Genomic DNA, 19,930 nt, shown 5'->3' on the forward strand with positions numbered 1-19,930 from the left:
GTATCGGGTCGGCCGGGCCCGCCGTTCGATCCGCGCACCGCACAGGGGAACGGCAGCGCGCCGGGGGCCGCCAGCTAAGGTACGGACTTGCGCGGTGTGATCGCGTGGTTCGGAAATGTGCCTCAGAAGGGTCTGACGTGTCCATCCTCACCGGCTCCGACATTCTCGTCACCGGAGGCACCGGGTCCTTCGGCCGGGCGTTCATCCAGCATGCGCTGGAGCACCTCGACCCGCGGCGGGTGATCGTGTTCAGCCGGGACGAGCTGAAGCAGTGGGAGGTGCGGGCCGCGTTCGGCGACGATCCGCGGCTGCGGTTCTTCCTCGGGGACGTGCGGGACCGGGCCCGGCTGATGCGGGCGATGCACCGGGTCGACTACGTCGTGCACGCGGCGGCGCTGAAGCAGGTGGACAGCGGTGAGTACAACCCGTGGGAGTTCGTCCAGACCAACGTGATCGGCTCGCAGAACGTGATCGAGGCGGCGATCGACTCGGGCGTCAAGCGCGTCGTCGCGCTGTCCACCGACAAGGCGTCCAGCCCGATCAACCTGTACGGCGCGACCAAGCTGACCGCGGACAAGCTGTTCATCAACGGCAACCACTACGCGGCGGCGTACGAGACCCGCTTCAGTGTGGTCCGGTACGGCAACGTGATGGGCAGCCGCGGCTCGATCATCCCGAAGTTCCGGGCTCTGCACGAGGCCGGTCAGTCGCTGCCGATCACCGATCTGCGCTGCACCCGGTTCCTGATCACGCTGCCGGACGCGGTCGAGTTCGTGGTCGACTCGTTCGAGCTGATGACCGGCGGCGAGCTGTACGTGCCGCGGATCCCGTCGATGAAGGTGACCGACCTGGCCGAGGCGATCGCGCCGGGCGCCACGATGCACGACGTCGGGCTGCGGCCGGGCGAGAAGCTGCACGAGGAGATGATCAGCCCGGAGGAGGGCCGCCGGGCGCTGACCCTCGGCAACCGGTTCGTCCTGCAGCCCGACCTGGCCTCCTGGGGCTACACCCCGCCGCCGGGTGGCATCCCGGTCGCGCCCGACTTCCACTACGCGTCGGACACCAACAACCAGTGGTACTCGATCGACGAGATCCGCAAGATCCTCGAGGACTGAGCGATGCTTCCCTACGGTCGCCAGTCGATCTCGGCGGAGGACATCGAGGCCGTCACCGCCGTACTGCGCGGTGACTGGCTCACCACCGGCCCGGCCGTGACCGCCTTCGAGAACGCCGTCTCCGAGCTCACCGGCGGTCATCGGGCGATCTCCTGCACCTCCGGCACCGCCGCCCTCCACATGGCGTACGCCGGTCTGGGCGTCGGCCCCGGCGACGAGGTGGTGACCACCCCGATGACCTTCGTGGCGACCGCCTCGTCCGCCGCGATCCTCGGCGCCAAGATCGTCTTCGCCGACGTCGAGGAGGACACCGCGCTGCTCGACCCGGCCGCCGTCGCCGCGGTCACCACCGACCGCACCAAGGTGATCGCCGCGGTCGACTACGCCGGTCACCCCGCCGACTACGCGGCCCTCCAGCCGATCGCTGACCGCGTCGGCGCCTCGACTCTGGACGACGCGGCCCACTCCGTCGGCGGCTTCGCCGGCGGCCGCCCGGTCGGTGACCTCGCCGACGTCACCACGCTGTCCTTCTTCCCGACCAAGAACCTCACCACCGGTGAGGGCGGCGCGGTCGTCGCCAAGGACCCCGCGGTGGCCCAGCGGGTGCAAGAGTTCCACTTCATCGGGCTGGTCCGCGACCCGGCCCGGTTCGCGATCACCGACGAGGGCCCGTGGCACCAGGAGGTGCACGAGTTCGGCGTGAACTACCGCCTGACCGACCTGGCCTGCGCGCTCGGCCTGTCGCAGCTGCGCCGGCTCGCCGCCTTCAAGCAGCGCCGCACCGAGATCACCGCGCGGTACAACGAAGCCCTCGCCTCCGTCGACGGCCTCCGGACGCCGGTGCAGCGCGCCGGAGTCGATCCCGCCTGGCATCTCTACCCGGTCCGGGTCCTCGGTGACCGGCGGCGGGAAGTGTTCGAGGGGATGCGCGCCGCGGGGATCGGCGTCCAGGTGAACTACATTCCTGTCTATTGGCACCCTGTCTTCGCCGAACAGGGCTACCAGCGCGGCCTGTGCCCCAACGCGGAGCAGTTCTACCGCGAGGAGCTCTCGCTGCCGATGTTCCCCGACCTGACCGACGCCGACGTCGACCGGGTGATCGAGACACTGACGAAACTGGTGCGGTGACTACTACTTCAGGCCTGCTGATGGTCGGCGCGGAGATGCTCAACTGGTCCGACCTCCGGCCTTCCGACGGACGACCGGCGACGGGCGGCTCCGCGACCGCCGCGCTGCTGGACGCGACGCTGCGACCGACCGACAAGGTGCTCGTCGTCGGGCCGCATTCCCTGCAACTGCTCGAGCTGATCGCGACCAGGGCCTCGACGGTCGACGTACTGGTCCGATCGGCTCCTGATGCCGAGCAGATCGCCCGGGTCGTCAGCGGTCGGGTGTACTGCGGCGCCCTCGACCGCTTCACCGGCACCGACCTGTACGACGTGGTCGTGGCCCTCGACGGGCTGCCCCGGCTGATCGGCCCCGACACCCCCGCCATGTCCTGGACGGAAGGCCTCGCGCTGCTCAAGGCGCGGATGGCACCTCGTGGCCGGCTGCTGCTGGCCGCCGAGAACGCCTTCGGCATCGAGCGGTTGATCCAGCCGGACGTGACCGCTGGGGTTCCCCGCAACGAGGACTGGCCCGGCGTGGTGGGCGGTGCGCTCGAGGCCCCGGTCGGCTTGGCGGGTATCCGGACAGCGCTCGGCGCGCTGGCGGCCGCCACCACCGTCTACAGCGTGTACCCCGATCTCGTCGCGGCCGACCTCGCTCTCCTGTCACCGACCGGGCCGCTGACCGCCTCGGCGATCGCCAGGTCGGTCGCCGCGCGTCACAGCGGCCCGACCCTGATGGACCCCTATCGGCTGGTGCAGGATGCGATCACCGCTGGACTGGGTCGCGAGCTGGCGCCGGTCTGGTACTTCGTGGTCGGCGACAAGGCGCCGGAAACGCTTCCGGACAAGGCGATTCCGGTCGGCGACGGCGTACTGCTGGAAGAGAAGTTGCTGGCGGCACTGAAAGTCGACGACCAGGCGGCGCTGCGGCGTACGGTGCCGGCCTATGTGAGCTGGCTGCACTCCCTCGATCCGGAGTCGGCGGCGATCGCGTCTCCGGACAACGTGATCGTCGACGGTACGGCGTACCGGCTGTTCGGCAGTGGCGTCGTGGTGTCCGGCGGCGCCGTGGAGCATCTGGCCCGGTTCGTCCGTCGCGCACAGGAAGCGGGCTCGCGGCAACCATGGGCGGGTGACACGCAGGCACTGACGGCACGCCTCGCCTCGATGGCCGGACTGGAGGTGACCGGCGAGCTGACCGTTGCCATTGACAACCTTCGGCCGCAGGGTCAGGCGGAGCAGCTGGCCACGATCGCCAGGCTGTCCCAGGAGCTTGCCGATGCCAACGAACAGGCGACCTGGTTCGAGAGCCAGCTGGACGGCATCCGGCGGTCCCGGCCATACCGGATCGGTCACGCCGTCCTCAACCCCGCCCGCGTCGTCGTGAAGCGCCTCCGGCGGCTCTGATGCACCACGCCAACCACTTCTACGGCCACGCGCACGTGATGGCGGCGTACGCCGGCCTGCGCGGCTCGCCGCGGATCTGGGGCTACCTGCAGCACGGGTGGAACATCCTGGACGGCTTCGCGTACAACACCGCGTTCGTCGCCGGGATGCCCAAGTTCGTCTGGTCGGACAGCGTGCGGCGCCGCGGCTGGTCGATGGGGCTGCGCGACTACTCGGTGATCGGCGCGCCCTGGCTCTACCTCCTGCAACTGCACCCCGAGCTGGCGGCGCCCGCGAACGATGCCCAGGGCACCATCTTCTACCCGTTCCACGGCTGGGAAGGCCAGCACGTGCTCGGCGACCACGGCCGGATCGTTGCTTCGATCAACGAGCACGAGCAGGGCCCGGTGACGGTCTGCCTGTACTGGAACGAGTACGAGAACGTGGCGATCCGGCAGGTCTACGAGCAGGCCGGCTTCCGCGTCATCACCCACGGGTACCGCGGCCTGCACTGGCGCAAGACCGACCGGGACTTCCTGCTCAAACAGCTCAAGGAGCTTCGCAAGCACCGCCGGGTCGCCTCCAACCGGCTCAGCTCGGCGGTCCTCTACGGCGCCTCCCTCGGTCTGCAGCCCGGCGTCTACGGCGACCCGATGCTGCTGGAGAACGAGCACCCCTCGTTCGGCGGACAGGCCCGGATCAAGCGGCTGTGGCCCGAGCTGGACCAGCCCTACGTACCGTTGCAGCAGGCCCGCGAGTTCACCGACACCGAACTGGGTGTCGAGAACCTCGCTCACCCGGCGGAGATCCGGGACATGTTCCAGTGGACGACGAAGAAAGCGTTTCAATGACGATCGGCATCATCACCCAGGCTCGCGCCACCAGCACCCGGCTTCCCGCCAAGGTGTTGCTGACCGCCGCCGGGCGGACGTACCTCGAGTACCACCTGGAGCGGCTGGTCGCGACCGGCCTGCCGGTGATCGTGGCGACCACCACCAACGTCGACGACGACCCGATCGTGATCCTGACCGAGAAGCTCGGGCTGCCGGTCTTCCGGGGCAGCGAGCAGGACGTGCTCTCCCGGTACGCCGGCGCGGCTTTGCAGTACGGGCTGGACGGGGTGGTCCGGGTGACGTCGGACTGTCCGCTGATCGACTCCGCGGTGGTGGCCGCCGGTGTCGACCGCTGGCGCGCCGAGGACGATCCGGACCTCTACCTGTCGAACGCCCTGGAGCGGACCTATCCGCGCGGGATGGAGTACGAGGTGTTCTCGGCCGCGCGCCTGCTGGACGCCGACGCGAAGGCGACGCTCGCGGTCGACCGGGAGCACGTCACGCCGTACCTGCACCAGAACCGGCCGGGCGACGTACGGCTGCTGAACCAGCCGTGGAGCGGTGGGACCCCCGACGGAGCGCGGTACCGGCTGACGCTGGACACCGAGGACGACCGCAAACTGCTCACCGCGCTGATCGAGGAGCACGACGCGAGCCGCCTCGACTGCGCCGAACTGGTCGCGATTCTGGCCGCTCACCCCGAGCTGGTCGCGCTCAACGCACACATCCAGCAGAAGAAGCTCGGCGAGTGACGCCCCGCGAGGCCACGGCTACGGCATGATTTACGGTAATGACCACCGATGACTCAGCACGCGCGCACTCGTTCGGCGCCGTCGCGGCCGCGTACGACGCCGGCCGGCCGACGTTCCCTGCCGACGCGCTGACCTGGATCCTCGGGCCGGGGCGGCTGCAGATCCTCGATCTCGGCGCCGGTACCGGCAAGCTCACCCAGGTCGCCGCCGCCCTCGGGCACGACGTCGTGGCGGTCGATCCGTCCGAGGAGATGCTGGCGGTCTGCCGCAAGCTGTCCGGGGTGGACACGATGGTCGGCGCCGCCGAGTCGATCCCGCTCGCGCACGCCTCGGTCGACGCGGTGATCGTCGGGCAGGCCTTCCACTGGTTCGACCACTCCCGAGCGCTGCCGGAGATCGCCCGGGTACTGCGCCCGCACGGCGTCCTCGGCCTGCTCTGGAACAGCTACGACACCGTGGTGCCGTGGGTCCGCCGGCTGCACCGGACGATGATCGGCGAGGACTTCCTGGCCGGCAACGACGAGTTCGACCCGATGCCGACGCTGCTCCAGTCCGACCTGTTCTCGATGGTCGAGACGGCCCGGTTCCGGCACTGGCACGACCTCGACCGCAACGGGCTCAAGCAGCTCGCCCAGTCCCACTCGCGGATCGCGGTGCTGACCGAGTCGCGACGGGAATCGGTGCTCGAGCAGATCGACGCGATCTACGACGGCACCGCCCGCCCGCCGGAGCCGCTGCGGATGCCGTACTTCACCAACTGCTACCGCACCCGCCCCAGCGACCTGGCGAACTACCGCCGCACGATGGCCTGAAGAACGATTCTGTTGCGTTCGGTCACAAACTGCCGACCAACCGCTAACGTGCCCTTGTTCGCGTTCCGGACTGAGGGGTGCAGATGTCTGAGGAAACTGGGCAGGAGCGGGAAGCTCGTGCGTACGAGGCCGTGCACGAGGCGCGGGACTTCCAGGAACTGAAACGGCGGTACAAGAACTTCGTCGTGCCGTGGACGATCGCGTTCATGGTCTGGTACCTGGCCTACGTCGCCTGTAACAACTGGGCGCGGGACTTCATGAGCCAGCAGGTGATCGGGCACATCAACGTCGCGCTGGTCTTCGGGCTGCTGCAGTTCGTCTCGACCTTCGCCATCGCCGCCCTCTACGGCCGGTTCGCGAACCGCAAGCTGGACCCGCTGGCCGCCGGGCTGAACGCCAAGTACAAGAGGGAGCGCCGTCGATGACACAGCTGACCACACCGCTGCTCCTGCCCCTCGCCGACGCCGAGCCGGGCAACCAGGCACTGACCATCTCGCTGTTCACCGCGGTCGTCGCCGTGACGCTGTACATCACCTGGTGGGCGTCCCGGCAGAACAAGACGACAGCCGACTACTACGCCGGTGGCCGCTCCTTCAGCGGCGCCCAGAACGGCCTCGCCGTCGCCGGTGACTACATGTCCGCGGCGTCCTTCCTCGGTATCTCCGGCCAGATCGCGCTCTACGGCTACGACGGCTTCCTGTACTCGATCGGCTTCCTGGTCGCCTGGCTGGTCGCCCTGCTGCTGGTCGCCGAACTGCTGCGCAACTCGGGCCGCTTCACGATGGCCGACCAGTTGGCCTTCCGGATGAAGCAGCGGCCGGTGCGGACCGCGGCCGCGTCGTCCACGATCGTGGTGTCGATCTTCTACCTGCTGGCCCAGATGGTCGGCGCGGGTTCGCTGGTCGGGCTGCTGCTCGGGGTGACGAGCGAGGGCCTGAAGGCCGGCGTGATCGTACTGGTCGGCGCGCTGATGATCATCTACGTGACGATCGGCGGCATGCGCGGCACCACCTGGGTGCAGATCGTGAAGGCCGTGCTGCTGATGACCGGCACGCTGCTGATCACCTTCCTGGTGCTGCTGAAGTTCGACTTCAACCCGTCGAAGCTGCTCGGCGCCGCCGCGGCCAACTCGGGCAAGGGCGAGGCGTTCCTGCAGCCCGGCCTGCTCTACGGCAAGGACCTGGTCGGCCAGATCGACTTCCTGTCGCTGGGGCTCGCGCTGGTCCTCGGTACGGCGGGTCTGCCGCACATCCTGATCCGCTTCTACACCGTGCCGGACTCCCGGTCGGCGCGGCGGTCGGTGCAGTGGGCGATCGGCCTGATCGGCTCGTTCTACCTGATGACACTGGCGCTCGGCTTCGGTGCCGCCGCGCTGCTCGACACCAGCAAGGACAGCGCGGTCGCGGAGTCGAAGGGCAACACCGCCTCGGTGTTGCTCGCCGAAGTGGTCGGCGGCGGAGCCGGCTCGCTCGGCGGCGCGATCCTGCTCGCGCTGATCGCCGCGGTCGCCTTCGCCACCATCCTCGCGGTGGTGGCCGGGCTGACGCTGACCTCGGCGTCGTCGTTCGCCCACGACCTGTACGTGAACGTGATCGCCAAGGGCAAGGTGACCGAGAAGAACGAGATCCGGGTCGCCCGCTTCGCCGCGATCGGCATCGGCGCGGTCGCCATCGGTCTGGCGATCCCGGCCCAGAAGCTGAACATCGCCTTCCTGGTCGCGCTCGCCTTCGCGGTCGCCGCCTCGGCCAACCTGCCGGCCCTGCTTTTCAACCTGTTCTGGCGCCGCTTCAACACCTCGGGCGCGGTCTGGAGCATCTACGGCGGCCTGATCTCGGCCGTGGTCCTGGTGATCTTCTCCCCGGTCGTCTCCGGCAAGCCGACCTCGATGATCACCGGCGCCGACTTCGCCTGGTTCCCGCTCTCCAACCCGGGCATCGTCTCCATCCCGCTGGGCTTCCTGCTCGGCGTCGTCGGCACCTATCTCGGCAAGGACAAGTCCGCCGCGAACCGCTACAACGAACTCTCCGTCCGCGCTCTCACGGGTGCGGGTGCTGAGGGTGCAGGCAAGCACTAACCAAGCCCACCACTGGTGGGCTTGAACACCATATGGCGGCCGTGAACAAGATATTTCTTGTTCACGGCCGCCGTTTTCTGTCCGAGCCCCCCACGGTGGGCTCTGCGGTCAAGGGGCGGCGGGTGGGGCACCTCGTCGTTCTGCCCGCCTTCCGCCCCACCCGCTGGTTGACCTCCGACGACCGCCGAGCGCCCCCGGGCGAACAGCACCTGCACGAACCGTTGACGCTCGCGTAGCACTGCCGTAACAATGAGCCAGCGCTGCGCAAGAAATTGGCAAAGTCACGAAACTTCTGCAGGCATCGTGAAATTTTCTTGGCAGCCGTACTCCCTTGCGCCCTCACCACCCCGCCCACCGGAGAGGCCCCGGATGCCATGAGAACCACACCTGGAAAGTGGCGACTGTTCGCTGCCACTGTCGTCGGCAGCCTCGTGCTGTCGGCCGGACCGATGTTCGCCGCAGTCGGCCAGCACGACCGCGGCGTCACCGCAGCGGCCGCGGTACTGGCCGGGCCGAACCTCGCGGCCGGCAAGTCCGCGAGCTCGACCAGCAGCAACCAGAACTACACCGCTTCCAACGTCACCGACGGCAACGCGGGCACCTACTGGGAGAGCGCCAACAACGCTTTCCCGCAGTGGGTCCAGGTCGACCTCGGCTCCTCGGTCAGCACCAATCAGGTCGTCCTGAAGCTGCCGACCAGCGGCTGGGGCGCACGCAACCAGACTCTCGCCGTCCAGGGCAGCACCGACGGGCAGAACTTCAACGACCTGTCCGCCTCCGCTTCGCGCGCGTTCAACCCGCCGAGCAACGCCGTGACCATCGACTACGGCACCTCCACCGTGCGGTACATCCGGATCTGGATCACCGCCAACACCGGCTGGCCCGCCGGGCAGCTGTCCGAGCTCGAGGTCTACGGCCCCGCGACCGGTGACACCCAGGCTCCCACCGCCCCGGGAAGCCTTGCCTTCACCGAGCCCGCGGCCGGCCAGATCCGGCTCACCTGGACCGCCTCCACGGACAACGTCGGCGTCACCGGGTACGACGTGTACGCCAACGGCGCGCTGCGCACCAGCCTCGCCGGCAGCGTGCTGACCTACACCGACAGCCAGCCGGCCAGCGCCTCGATCAGCTACTTCGTCCGCGCGAAAGATGCCGTCGGCAACCAGTCGCCGAACAGCAACACCGTCACCCGCGGCGGCAGCAACGGCCCGGGCAACAACCTCGCGCTCGGCAAGCCGATCACCGCGTCCGGCTCCGTGCACACCTTCGTCGCCACCAACGCCAACGACGACAACGTGCAGACCTACTGGGAAGGCAACGGCAGCCCGGCCACGCTGACCACTCAGCTCGGCTCGAACGCCGACCTCAGCTCGGTCGTGGTCCGGCTCAACCCGGACAGCTCCTGGGGCAACCGCACCCAGACCTTCTCCGTCCTCGGCCGCGAGCAGGGGGCGACCGGCTTCACCACGATCGCCGCTTCCGCGTCGTACAACTTCAGCCCGGCCAGCGGCAACAGCGTGACGATCCCGGTGAGCGCGCGGGTGGCCGACGTACGGCTGAACTTCACTGCCAACACCGGCGCGCCGGCCGGCCAGGTGGCCGAGCTCCAGGTGATGGGCGTTCCGGCCCCGAACCCGGACCTGACCGTCTCCAACGTCACCTGGACCCCGACCTCACCGGTCGAGACCGACACGATCACGCTGTCCGCCCGGGTGAACAACACCGGTAGCGCGGCCGCGCCGGCCACCAACGTCAACTTCTACCTCGGCACCACCAAGGTCGGTACCGCGGCCGTCGGAGCGCTCGCCGCAGGTGCGTCCGCGACGGTGACCGCAGCGATCGGCTCCCGCGACGCCGGCAGCTACCCGCTCAGCGCCAAGGTGGACGAAGCCAACACGGTGATCGAGCAGAACGACGCCAACAACACCGGCAACAGCGCCGGACCGCTGGTCGTCACCCCGGTCGCCAGCTCCGACCTGATCGCGTCCGCGGTGAGCTGGAGCCCGGGCAACCCGGCGGCCGGCAACACCGTGACCTTCTCGGTCGCGCTCAAGAACCAGGGCAGCATCGCGTCGGCGGCCGGCGCGCACGGCATCACGCTGACGCTGCTCAACGGCAGTACCGTCGTACGGACCCTGACGGCGTCGTACTCCGGTGCGATCGCCGCGGGCGCCACCACGGCTCCGATCAGCCTGGGCACCTGGACAGCTGCCAACGGCCGGTACTCCGTCCGCGTGGTGCTCGCCGACGACGCGAACGAACTGCCGGTCAAGCGCACCAACAACACCAGCGAACGGCCGTTCTTCGTGGGTCGCGGCGCCAACATGCCCTACGACCACCTGGAGGCCGAGGACGCCTCGGTCGGTGGCGGCGCGGTCGTGCTCAGCCCGAACCGCACCGTCGGCAACCTCGCCGGTGAGGCGTCCGGCCGCCGGGCGGTCACGCTGAACTCCAACGGTTCGTTCGTCGAGTTCACCACCCGGGCGAGCACCAACACGCTGGTCACCCGGTTCTCCATCCCGGACTCGGCCGGTGGCGGTGGGATCAACTCGACCATCAACGTGTACGTCAACGGCACCTTCCACAAGGCGCTGCCGCTGACCTCGAAGTACGCCTGGCTGTACGGCGCGGAGGCCGGCCCGGGCAACTCGCCGGGAGCGGGATCGCCGCGGCACATCTACGACGAGGCGAACATCATGCTGGACGGGACCTTCCCGGCCGGTACGAAGATCAAGCTGCAGAAGGATCCCGGCAACGACACCAACTACGCGATCGACTTCGTCAACACCGAGCAGGTCGCGCCGATCGCCAACCCGGGCACCGGTTTCCTGGTCCCGTCCGGGTTCAGCCAGCAGGACGTGCAGAACGCGATCGACACCGTTCGGCAGAGCTCGACCCTGCAGGGCGTCTACCTGCCCGCCGGGACCTACCCGACGGCCAGCAAGTTCAACGTGTACGGCAAGGCGATCAAGGTGGTCGGCGCCGGTCCCTGGTACACCCGGTTCGTCGCGCCGACGACCCAGACCAACACCGACGTCGGCTTCGACTCCTCGTCGTCGGCGAACGGCTCGACCTTCAGCGGCTTCTCGTACTTCGGCAACTACGACAGCCGTAACGACGGTCCCGGCAAGGTGTTCAACTTCAACGGCACCTCGAACATGACGATCGACAACATCTGGATCGAGCACCAGATGTGCCTGTACTGGGGTGCCAACACCGACAACTCCACCATCAAGAACAGCCGGATCCGGGACACCTTCGCCGACGGCATCAACATGACCAACGGGTCGTCCGGCAACACCGTCAGCAACAACGACGCCCGCAGTACCGGTGACGACAGCTTCGCGCTCTTCAACGCCGTCGACGGCGGCGGGGGCGAGGTCCGGGACAACGTCTTCGAGAACCTGACCTCGACCCTGACCTGGCGGGCGGCCGGCTTCGCGGTCTACGGCGGCACCAACAACGTGTTCCGCAACCTGTACGTCGCGGACACCCTGGTGTACTCCGGGATCACGATCAGCTCGCTCGACTTCGGCATCCCGATGAACGGCTTCGGCGCCACCCCACCGACCCGCTGGGAGAACATCTCCGTGGCCCGGGCCGGCGGCCACTTCTGGAACGGCCAGACCTTCCCGGGAATCTGGATCTTCTCCGCCTCGAAGGTCTTCCAGGGCATCCGGCTCACTGACGTCGACATCGTCGATCCCACCTACAGCGGGATCATGTTCCAGACGAACTACGTCGGTTCGGCACCGCAGTTCCCGGTCGCCGACACGATCCTGACGAACGTCTCGATCTCCGGCGCCCGCAAGTCCGGCGACCAGTTCGACGCCAAGTCCGGCTTCGGCATCTGGGCCAACGAACTCCCCGAACCGGGCCAAGGCCCCGCCGTCGGCTCCGTCACCTTCAACAACCTCACCCTGTCCAACAACGCGGTAGACATCCGCAACACCACCAGCACGTTCACCATCAACCGCAACTAGGCCCGGTAGTAGCGGCCGCCGGGTTTCACCCCCGGCGGCCGCACTCCCCTGCGTCCCTTATTTTATTGCTCAAACGCTGGTCCCGGCAGAAATTCCAACGGGCAGATCGAACTGCCCCGAGTTGCCCTGTGGATTACTACGATCCATCCCCCAGGATCTGCAAGGCTCGGAGCTTGCACTTCGCATCTCTGGGGGAAGTCAGGCAATGCCAGTCCACGTCTTCGTCGACGAAACCAAGTCGCGCGGTCTCCTGATGGCAGCCGCGCGCTGCCAGGCCGGCGACGTCGCGGTCCATCGCAAGGCCCTACGCGGGCTACTGCTCCCGGGACAGGAGCGATTGCACTTTCGCCACGAAAGCGATCCTCGCCGAAAGAAGATCCTCCGGGTGATCGACGGCTTTCACATCCTGGTCGACCTCTACTTCGCGGAGACAGACACGCTGGCCAACCGCCGCCGATGCCTGGAAGCCATCGTGCGGGACTCCGCGGGAACAACCGAACTGCTGAGGATCGAGCGGGACGAGTCGATCATGGACCACGACCGGCAAGCGGTGCATGCGGCGATTCAGCGGTTCGGTTGTTTCGAGTTGCGGTTCGAGCTGCTGGCTCCGAAGGCGGATCCGCTGCTCTGGGTGCCTGATGCCGTGGCCTGGATACACGGCGGCGCCTGGCGCCGGGAAGTGGCGGCGTTCAGCCAGCTGCGGGAGCTTTGAACGCGCAAGACCCGGCCCACCTACCGTCCGGAAGGCTGCCGGGTCCACTTCCAAGGAACTATTCTGTCCCGAGGCAAAGCCAACTATAGCTGGCGGATCTCCCCTAGGGCTTGAGTTTTGCTATCTGCCCCAAGCTGCCCGGTGCCTGCCCGGTGGCGAGCAGGCGGCGGGCGGTGGGGGTCAGGGAGTGGTGGGCGGTGCCGGCTGTGCGGTGGGTGATCAGCAGGCCCGCGTTGCGGAGTACTCGGGCGTGTTCGCTGGCGGAGGCGAGGGAGATGCCTGTGCGGCGGGAGAGTTGGGTGGTGCTGGCGCTGGTGGTCAGGGCGCGGAGTACGGCGGCTCGGGTGCGGCCGAGGAGGTCGGCGAGGGCGTCGGCGTCGATCTCGTCGGTGGACGGGAGGTCGGCGGCCGGGTAGGTGAGGACCGGGCGGCGGCCGGGGACGTCGAGCATGAGGAACTCCGCTGTCAGGGAGGACGGGTAGAGCATCAGGCCCCGGCCGGCCAGGTCTATCTCGTACACGCGGCCCGATCCGAGGCCGTGCGCGGTGAGGATCGGCGCTTCCCATTCGAGGTCCGGATGCAGGCCGGACAGCAGGCAGTCGACGCCACCGTGCAGCAGCGCCCGCGAGCGGAGCGCGAGGTCCCCGCCGTAGCGGCGCTCCAACTCCACTCCCGAAGGAACCAGCACCTCCTGGTGAAACTCCCGTACGGCGTTGCCGAGCGCCGTACGCGACTCCGCTGCCCCGGCCAGCAATCCCCGCATGAACAGGTCGATGTCAGGCGGCAGATACGGCGCAAGCTCGTCCCGGATCACGTCGGCGGGCGTGTCCATCAGTACGGCGAGACTCGACTCCAGACCGGGTGCCGGTACTTCGGGCGTGAGGAAGTCCGGGACTTGCCCGGATGGGCTGATCAGCTTGAAGAGTGGCTTCATCGACGGCCGGACCAGCGGGGCCGCTGCTCGCCGCCACCGGCGTCCGGCTGACGGGATCGTGTGGTCGCCGAGCGCCCGCGCGGCCAGCGCAGCCTCCCACAGTGGCTCCGGCTCGGCCGGGAACGTCACTCGGCCCAGGTCCTCCGGGCGGAAGCGGATCCGGTACATGCCCCGATTGTGCCTCGTGCGGAGCCCAGTGGCGCCCGCCTTCGGCCCTGCCCGAAACCGGTCGAGCGCCTGGCCACTGAGCGTCCACGCTGACCCGATGATCACCCGACGCACCGCCACCACCGCCCTGCTCGCCGCTCCGCTCATCGCGGCGGGCGTCCAGCCAGTCGCACAGGCCGATCAACGACACCGTCCCCGCCCGGACACCTACGTCGTCTCGACCACTCCGGGAGACACCCCGGAAGGCATCGAGGTGACCCGCGACGGCACGATGTACGTCACCAGTGTCGGCACCGGCGCCGTCTACCGCGGCTCGGTGCGCCACCCGAAACTCAGGCCGTTCCTGCCGGCCGGCAGCGACGGCCGCACCGCGGCGACCGGCGTACATGTTGATCGCTGGGGACGCGTCCTCGTCGCCGGTGCCGGTACGTCGAACCTCTACATGTACGACGCCCGCGGTCACCTCCTCGCGATCCGCCCCGCCGCGCAAGGCTCCTTCCTCAACGACTTCACCTTCACCGAGGACGCCGTCTATGTCACCGATTCCGCGCACAACCAGCTCTGGCGCGCCTCACTCACCGAGAACGGTCTCGGCCGGCTGAAGCCCTGGCTGACCCGCGACAAGATCGAGCCGACGCCGTACTTCCTCAACGGCATCGTCACCGACGGCCGGTCTCTCCTGGTCGGCGAGCAGGGGCAGGACGTCACCTATCGCATCAGCCTGCGCACCAAGACCGTGCGGACACTGGCGGTCAGCGGCGCGAACGGCGTCCTGTCCGGCGACGGCTACCTGCTCGAAGGCCGTCGCCTGTACGCCGTTCACAACGCCGGCGGCGGCAAGTACGTCACCAGACTCGCGCACCTCGACCGGGACTGGACCACCGCCCGGGTGATCGCCGATTCGATGCCCGCAGCAACTAATTCGACCCCGACCACGATCGCCCGGGACGGCGACCGCCTGCTTTGGGTGAACAGCCAACTGGATGCCGCGCCCGGCACTCCGCCGTACACGGTGTCGGTGGTGCCGGGGCTCCGGTGACGAGTTGCCGACACGGCACCCTAGAGGTCGTCGGCCATCCGCGACAGGACCGCGCCGGCCGAGAGCACCAGCGCGCGGTCCTCGTCGGAGAGCCGGACCAGCAGCTTGGAGAGATCGTCGACCGCCTGTCGCCCGACCTCCTTGACCACCTCATCGCCCTGAGGCGTCAGCACGACGGCGGTCGCGCGGCCGTCCAGCAGGTCGGGTTGACGGCGCGCCAGTCCGGCCGCCTCCAGCCCGGCGACCGTGGTGGTCGCCGTCGGTTGCGAGCACGGCACCCGGTTCGCGATCTCGCCGATCCGGATCGGCTGTTCGTCCCCGATCAGCAGCAGCGCGATGAACTGGGTCGGGTGCAGCGCGCTGCTCGCTCCCGTCCGGCGCAGATGACGCACCACCCGATGCATTCCGACCAGCAGTTGCAGGGTCTGCTGCTCCATCACGACCACCCCCGGTAAGACCCGAACACGCATCGTGACACAGGTTCGGGGGTCGGCAGCGGTTTCGAACCGGCCAATTGCAGCAACCTGCAACCGGCCGACCCCATAGACTCCGCGAGTGGCGACCGGTGAGGAAGCGGGACCGAGCGAGCTGTCGGGCATGCCCAGCTGGTTGCTGACGCAGAGCGCGTTGCACGCCCAGCGGATCGTCGCCGAGAGGTTCGCCGCCGGGAACGCCCGTGGCTACCACTACCGGTTGCTCGCGACCTTGTCGGAGTACGGGCCGGCCAGTCAGGCCTCACTCGGCCGGCGGACCGGCATCGACCGCAGTGACGTGGTGGCCGCGATCAACGAGCTGGCCGACCTCGGGTACGTCGTACGCTCCCCCGACCCGGCCGACGGGCGGCGCAACATCATCACTCTGACTCCGGCCGGCGAGCAGCAGCGTGAGCGGCTCGAAACCCTGGTCCGAGCCGCTCAGGACGAGCTGTTCGCCCCGCTCACCCCCTCGGAGCGGGACCAGCTCACCACCTTGCTGACCAAGGTGCTGCGACACCACCAGCACTGATCACCAGCGGGAACCCGCCGGCGCTCAGGTCACCAGCTCGGCAGCAGCGCGCGAGCAGCACGCTGAGTACGGCGGACGCGGTGCTCGCGAGCGTGCACCCGACGACGGGCGGCGCGGGACGGCCGACGCCGCGGAACTGGTTGCGCTGCCACCATCTCGATCTGCTGATTCATCCCGGCTCCTTCGAACGACACATCAGCTCAGATGCACGCCGGCCGCCTCTGGTTCCCGCGAAACGAAGTGAAACCCTTACCTTTCGGGCCGCTTTCCAGCGAACTTGTGCACTCACTTGTCGCTACCGAACGCCACTGCTTGACTCCGCGCTGGCGTCACTCGATGCCGACCCCCTCGCGATCGCGGCGTTTCGCCACGCCCGGTCGCACCTCACGAGGAGACACCGCCCATGTCATCTGTCACCAAGGCCGCGCGGGCCACCATCGCCGCGCTGGCCGGCGGCGTACTGCTGTCGACCGTCCTGACCAGCGCCGCATCCGCCGACCCGCCGCCGATCGACGGTTCGTCCTGCACCGCGAGCCAACTGGGCCAGAAGGTCTGGAGCTACTACGGCCCCTGGATGAGCGTCAAGCCCGTCATCACCGACCAGGTCGCGATCAACATCGCGCCCGGCACCACCGGCACCCGGACCGACACCCTCACCGAGGTGGAGACGGTGACCCGGTCGGTGACCAACTCGGTCGGCGTCGAGGTCTCCGCCTCGGCCGAGGCCGGTGTGGTCATCGCCAAGGTGTCGACCTCGATCAAGGCGACGTACAACTACACCGTCGTCACCTCCGGATCGACGACCACCTCGAGATCCACCGCCGTCACCTGGAACTTCAACCAGCCCGGTTACTACGGCCTGTACCGCGGCGTCCAGCAGGTCAGCGGCTACGACCAGTACACCGAGTGCGTCCGGTACCCGTACCCGAGCGTGCCGATCGGCTGGAAGGTCCGGACGCTGAACTTCAACTTCTTCACCTCCCCCGAGGAGGGCACCATCCTGTGCACCGGCCCGGCCACCACGCTGCCGGACCTGTTCATCACCAAGATCCGGGATCTGGCCCGCAAGCGCCTCGGCGACTGCTGATCGCGATCGCCGCTACGGCTGGTGCCGGGCCCGTGACACCGGGCGCGGTACCAGCCGTTCGGCGCAGATCGAGGCCGACTGGGCGACGCACCAATTCCGTCACTGGTCCGCAATTGGTAGAAATGCTTCGGTAGTACCCGCGACGTGCACCGACAGCTTTCAACAAGGAGTCAGCCACGTGACCAGTTCCGAGTCCACCCCGTCCGATGCGCTGTCGAATCTGATGCACGAGGAGCGCCGGTTCGAGCCACCCGCCGGGCTCGCCGCGCACGCCAACGTGAAGGCGGACGCCTACGCCGCCGCCGACGCCGACTTCGAGGGCTTCTGGGCGGAGCAGGCCAAGCGGCTCACCTGGGCCGTCGAGCCGACCGAGACGCTGGACTGGAGCAACCCGCCGTTCGCCAAGTGGTACGCCGACGGCAAGCTCAACGCGGCGTACAACTGCGTCGACCGGCACGTCGAGAACGGTCTCGGCGACCGGGTCGCCTACTACTTCGAGGGTGAGCCCGGTGACACCCGCGAGATCACCTACGCCCAGCTCAAGGACGAGGTCAGCAAGGCGGCCAACGCGCTGCTCGAGCTGAACGTCCAGGCCGGCGACGTGGTGGCGATCTACATGCCGATGATTCCCGAGACCGTCATCGCGATGCTCGCCTGCGCCCGCATCGGCGCCCCGCACACGGTCGTCTTCGGCGGCTTCTCCGCCGACGCGCTCAAGGGCCGGATCCTGGACTGCGACGCCCGCGTCGTGATCACCTCCGACGGCGGCTACCGCCGGGGCGCTCCGGCCGCGCTGAAGCCGGCCGTCGACGCCGCGCTGGTCGACTGCCCGGACGTGCGCAACGTGCTGGTGGTGAACCGCACCGGCCAGGAGACGGCCATGGTCGAGAACCGCGACCTGTGGTGGGAGGACTTCGTCGGCAAGCAGTCGACCGAGCACACGCCTGAGGCGTTCGACGCCGAGCACCCGTTGTACGTGATGTACACCTCCGGCAGCACCGGCAAGCCGAAGGGCATCCTGCACACCACCGGCGGCTACCTGGTAGGTACGGCGTACACCCAGTGGGCCGTCTTCGACCTGAAGGCCGACACCGACGTCTACTGGACCGCCGCCGACATCGGCTGGGTCACCGGCCACAGCTACATCGTGTACGGCGCGCTGGCGAACGCGACCACCTCCGTGCTCTACGAAGGCACCCCGGACACCCCGCACCAGGGCCGCTGGTGGGAGATCATCCAGAAGTACAAGGTCTCCATCCTGTACTGCGCGCCGACCGCGATCCGTACCTTCATGAAGTGGGGCAAGGAGATCCCGGAGAAGTTCGACCTCTCCACCCTGCGCGTGATCGGGTCGGTCGGCGAGCCGATCAACCCCGAGGCCTACATCTGGTACCGGGAGAACATCGGCCGCAACAACGCTCCGGTGGTCGACACCTGGTGGCAGACCGAGACCGGCATGCACATGATCTCCCCGCTGCCCGGTGTCACCGCCGGCAAGCCGGGTGCCGCGATGAAGGCGATCCCGGGCGTCAGCATCGACGTCGTCGACGACGCGGGCGAGTCGGTACCGGACGGTTCCGGCGGCTACCTGGTGATCACCAAGCCCTGGCCGGCCATGCTGCGCACGCTCTGGGGCGACGACCAGCGCTTCAAGGACACCTACTGGTCGCGCTGGCCGGGCGTGTACTTCGCCGGTGACGGCGCGAAGAAGGACGAGGACGGCGACATCTGGCTGCTCGGCCGGGTCGACGACGTGATGAACGTGTCCGGCCACCGCCTCTCCACCACCGAGATCGAGTCGGCGCTGGTCTCGCACCCGAAGGTGGCCGAGGCCGCGGTGGTGGGCGCCTCCGACCCGACCACCGGCCAGGCCATCGCGGCCTTCGTCATCCTCCGCTCGGAGGCCGGCGACGGCGGCCCGGACGTGGTCCAGGAACTGCGCAACCACGTCGCCAAGGAGATCGGCCCGATCGCCAAGCCCCGGCAGATCATGGTGGTCGCCGAACTGCCGAAGACCCGCTCCGGCAAGATCATGCGCCGCCTGCTCCGCGACGTGGCCGAGAACCGTGAGGTCGGCGACGTCACCACGCTGGCCGACAGCACGGTGATGGACCTGATCAAGACCAACCTGGACTCCGGCAAGTCCGGCGACGAGTGACCGAAACGTCCTAATTTGGTTGCCGGCACCGAGCCGCTCCTGCTGGAATGGCTCGGTGCCGGCACCCAACGGATTCGACTACGCGACCACCCCTGACGGGTCGGTCCGGATCACCCATCACGGCAAGCCGGCGACGGTACTGCGGGGCGCCCGCGCAAGCGAGTTCCTGGCCGAGGTCGACGACGACCCGCAGGAAGTGATGGCCCGCTGGACCGGCAACTACAAGCGCGGCAACGAGCGGATGGGCAAGAACCACCCCCGCAACCGCCGCTGACCTCCGCCGCGGGCATGATCGACCCGTGACCGCGCTGATCGCCATCGTCCACGCCGGCCTGGCCGCCGCCTGGGTGGGCGGTATGTCCTACTCGCTGTTCGTGGTCCAGCCGAAGCTGAAGAAGTACTTCGCCGGCCGCGACGAGGAACGCGAGCACCTCACCGCGGTAATTGCCTCAGGCAACCGCTACAAGGTCCTCGGCCTGATCGGCGTGATCGCCACCACCGGCCTCGCCCTCCTCCTGCTGGACCACCGCAACTGGTGGATCCACGCCGTCAAGGCCCTTCTGCTGCTCATCGCGACCGCCATCTTCTGGTACGTCTCCTGGCGCCACTGGCCCCGCCGCATCTTCGCCACCGACGCCGAACGCCCAGCCCTCCAACGCCAGCTGATCACCCTGGCCACCATCATGCTCGCCCTCTCCGGCACCGCCTTCGCCCTGGGCATCGCCGCAGGTCATCTCTGATCGGGAGTTATCCACAGGCCGGC

At 68.5% G+C, this 19,930-nt stretch carries 19 protein-coding genes; 16 read left to right on the forward strand and 3 right to left on the reverse strand.

Features of this window, described 5'->3' with window-relative positions:
• The first annotated feature begins 137 nt into the window (after window positions 1-137).
• The 10 genes from pseB (at window position 138) to OX958_RS34005 (ending at window position 12,776) form a co-directional block, all read left to right on the forward strand.
• Complete coding sequence (gene pseB / locus OX958_RS33960; RefSeq protein WP_270134434.1) at window positions 138-1,115, forward strand: UDP-N-acetylglucosamine 4,6-dehydratase (inverting); 978 nt, start codon at window positions 138-140, stop codon at window positions 1,113-1,115.
• Window positions 1,116-1,118: 3 nt separating this feature from the next.
• On the forward strand, window positions 1,119-2,243 hold the full coding sequence (locus OX958_RS33965; RefSeq protein WP_270134435.1) for a DegT/DnrJ/EryC1/StrS family aminotransferase: 1,125 nt from the start codon (window positions 1,119-1,121) through the stop codon (window positions 2,241-2,243).
• Window positions 2,240-3,631, forward strand: coding sequence for a hypothetical protein (locus tag OX958_RS33970; RefSeq protein WP_270134437.1), 1,392 nt, complete (start codon window positions 2,240-2,242; stop codon window positions 3,629-3,631). Before OX958_RS33965 ends, OX958_RS33970 begins: the two co-directional genes overlap by 4 nt.
• A complete protein-coding gene (locus OX958_RS33975) occupies window positions 3,631-4,461 on the forward strand; it encodes a hypothetical protein (RefSeq protein WP_270134438.1) in 831 nt (276 codons plus the stop codon). The genes OX958_RS33970 and OX958_RS33975 overlap by 1 nt, the downstream gene beginning before the upstream one ends.
• Window positions 4,458-5,195: a glycosyltransferase family protein gene (locus OX958_RS33980; protein WP_270134439.1), complete on the forward strand. Its 738-nt coding sequence runs from the start codon at window positions 4,458-4,460 to the stop codon at window positions 5,193-5,195. The genes OX958_RS33975 and OX958_RS33980 overlap by 4 nt, the downstream gene beginning before the upstream one ends.
• Window positions 5,196-5,233: 38 nt before the next feature.
• A complete protein-coding gene (locus tag OX958_RS33985; protein WP_270134440.1) occupies window positions 5,234-6,007 on the forward strand; it encodes a class I SAM-dependent methyltransferase in 774 nt (257 codons plus the stop codon).
• An 83-nt stretch (window positions 6,008-6,090) separates the two neighbouring features.
• On the forward strand, window positions 6,091-6,432 hold the full coding sequence (locus OX958_RS33990) for a DUF485 domain-containing protein (protein WP_270134441.1): 342 nt from the start codon (window positions 6,091-6,093) through the stop codon (window positions 6,430-6,432).
• Window positions 6,429-8,081, forward strand: a complete 1,653-nt coding sequence (locus OX958_RS33995) for a solute symporter family protein (protein ID WP_270134443.1) — start codon at window positions 6,429-6,431, stop codon at window positions 8,079-8,081. Before OX958_RS33990 ends, OX958_RS33995 begins: the two co-directional genes overlap by 4 nt.
• 374 nt (window positions 8,082-8,455) lie before the next feature.
• Window positions 8,456-12,064: a discoidin domain-containing protein gene (locus OX958_RS34000; protein WP_270134445.1), complete on the forward strand. Its 3,609-nt coding sequence runs from the start codon at window positions 8,456-8,458 to the stop codon at window positions 12,062-12,064.
• 205 nt (window positions 12,065-12,269) lie between these two features.
• The gene (locus OX958_RS34005) at window positions 12,270-12,776 is read left to right on the forward strand and encodes a hypothetical protein (protein WP_270134447.1); all 507 of its coding nucleotides are present in this window, start codon (window positions 12,270-12,272) and stop codon (window positions 12,774-12,776) included.
• A gap of 103 nt (window positions 12,777-12,879) precedes the next feature.
• Here the strand turns inward: OX958_RS34005 and OX958_RS34010 are convergent, their stop codons facing one another.
• Complete coding sequence (locus OX958_RS34010) at window positions 12,880-13,878, reverse strand: winged helix-turn-helix domain-containing protein (protein ID WP_270134448.1); 999 nt, start codon at window positions 13,876-13,878, stop codon at window positions 12,880-12,882.
• A 97-nt stretch (window positions 13,879-13,975) separates the two neighbouring features.
• Here OX958_RS34010 and OX958_RS34015 point away from each other — a divergent pair, with 97 nt between their 5' ends.
• Window positions 13,976-14,917: a superoxide dismutase gene (locus OX958_RS34015; RefSeq protein ID WP_270134449.1), complete on the forward strand. Its 942-nt coding sequence runs from the start codon at window positions 13,976-13,978 to the stop codon at window positions 14,915-14,917.
• 20 nt (window positions 14,918-14,937) lie between these two features.
• Here OX958_RS34015 and OX958_RS34020 read toward each other — a convergent pair whose 3' ends face one another.
• Complete coding sequence (locus tag OX958_RS34020) at window positions 14,938-15,354, reverse strand: MarR family winged helix-turn-helix transcriptional regulator (RefSeq protein WP_270134450.1); 417 nt, start codon at window positions 15,352-15,354, stop codon at window positions 14,938-14,940.
• A gap of 118 nt (window positions 15,355-15,472) precedes the next feature.
• On the opposite strand from OX958_RS34020, the gene OX958_RS34025 reads away from it, so the two are divergent.
• On the forward strand, window positions 15,473-15,922 hold the full coding sequence (locus OX958_RS34025; protein WP_270134451.1) for a MarR family winged helix-turn-helix transcriptional regulator: 450 nt from the start codon (window positions 15,473-15,475) through the stop codon (window positions 15,920-15,922).
• Window positions 15,923-15,951: 29 nt separating this feature from the next.
• On the opposite strand, the gene OX958_RS34030 is transcribed toward OX958_RS34025, so the two are convergent.
• Window positions 15,952-16,095, reverse strand: a complete 144-nt coding sequence (locus OX958_RS34030; RefSeq protein ID WP_270134453.1) for a hypothetical protein — start codon at window positions 16,093-16,095, stop codon at window positions 15,952-15,954.
• A gap of 230 nt (window positions 16,096-16,325) precedes the next feature.
• Between OX958_RS34030 and OX958_RS34035 the strand changes: the two genes are divergently transcribed.
• From OX958_RS34035 to OX958_RS34050, 4 genes are all read left to right on the forward strand, one after another.
• Window positions 16,326-17,009 (forward strand): hypothetical protein, encoded by a 684-nt coding sequence (locus OX958_RS34035; RefSeq protein ID WP_270134455.1) that lies wholly within the window; start codon window positions 16,326-16,328, stop codon window positions 17,007-17,009.
• A gap of 223 nt (window positions 17,010-17,232) precedes the next feature.
• Complete coding sequence (gene acs, locus OX958_RS34040) at window positions 17,233-19,167, forward strand: acetate--CoA ligase (protein ID WP_270139197.1); 1,935 nt, start codon at window positions 17,233-17,235, stop codon at window positions 19,165-19,167.
• A 55-nt stretch (window positions 19,168-19,222) separates the two neighbouring features.
• Entirely contained in the window at window positions 19,223-19,441 is a 219-nt protein-coding gene (locus OX958_RS34045) for a hypothetical protein (protein ID WP_270134456.1), read from the forward strand.
• Between the two features lie 25 nt (window positions 19,442-19,466).
• On the forward strand, window positions 19,467-19,907 hold the full coding sequence (locus tag OX958_RS34050) for a hypothetical protein (protein WP_270134457.1): 441 nt from the start codon (window positions 19,467-19,469) through the stop codon (window positions 19,905-19,907).
• The last annotated feature ends 23 nt before the right edge of the window (window positions 19,908-19,930 follow it).

This window comes from Kribbella sp. CA-293567, from assembly GCF_027627575.1.
Classification (GTDB): domain Bacteria; phylum Actinomycetota; class Actinomycetes; order Propionibacteriales; family Kribbellaceae; genus Kribbella.

Coding starts and splice junctions, on each gene's coding strand:
- OX958_RS34015 (WP_270134449.1), top strand. CDS start 13,976: ATGATCACCCGACGCACCGCCACCACCGCCCTGCTCGCCGCTCCGCTC.
- OX958_RS34030 (WP_270134453.1), bottom strand. CDS start 16,095: ATGAATCAGCAGATCGAGATGGTGGCAGCGCAACCAGTTCCGCGGCGT.
- OX958_RS33975 (WP_270134438.1), top strand. CDS start 3,631: ATGCACCACGCCAACCACTTCTACGGCCACGCGCACGTGATGGCGGCG.
- OX958_RS33990 (WP_270134441.1), top strand. CDS start 6,091: ATGTCTGAGGAAACTGGGCAGGAGCGGGAAGCTCGTGCGTACGAGGCC.
- OX958_RS34020 (WP_270134450.1), bottom strand. CDS start 15,354: ATGGAGCAGCAGACCCTGCAACTGCTGGTCGGAATGCATCGGGTGGTG.
- OX958_RS33985 (WP_270134440.1), top strand. CDS start 5,234: ATGACCACCGATGACTCAGCACGCGCGCACTCGTTCGGCGCCGTCGCG.
- OX958_RS34000 (WP_270134445.1), top strand. CDS start 8,456: ATGAGAACCACACCTGGAAAGTGGCGACTGTTCGCTGCCACTGTCGTC.
- OX958_RS34010 (WP_270134448.1), bottom strand. CDS start 13,878: ATGTACCGGATCCGCTTCCGCCCGGAGGACCTGGGCCGAGTGACGTTC.
- OX958_RS33965 (WP_270134435.1), top strand. CDS start 1,119: ATGCTTCCCTACGGTCGCCAGTCGATCTCGGCGGAGGACATCGAGGCC.
- OX958_RS33995 (WP_270134443.1), top strand. CDS start 6,429: ATGACACAGCTGACCACACCGCTGCTCCTGCCCCTCGCCGACGCCGAG.
- OX958_RS34035 (WP_270134455.1), top strand. CDS start 16,326: ATGTCATCTGTCACCAAGGCCGCGCGGGCCACCATCGCCGCGCTGGCC.
- OX958_RS33980 (WP_270134439.1), top strand. CDS start 4,458: ATGACGATCGGCATCATCACCCAGGCTCGCGCCACCAGCACCCGGCTT.
- OX958_RS34005 (WP_270134447.1), top strand. CDS start 12,270: ATGCCAGTCCACGTCTTCGTCGACGAAACCAAGTCGCGCGGTCTCCTG.
- acs (WP_270139197.1), top strand. CDS start 17,233: ATGCACGAGGAGCGCCGGTTCGAGCCACCCGCCGGGCTCGCCGCGCAC.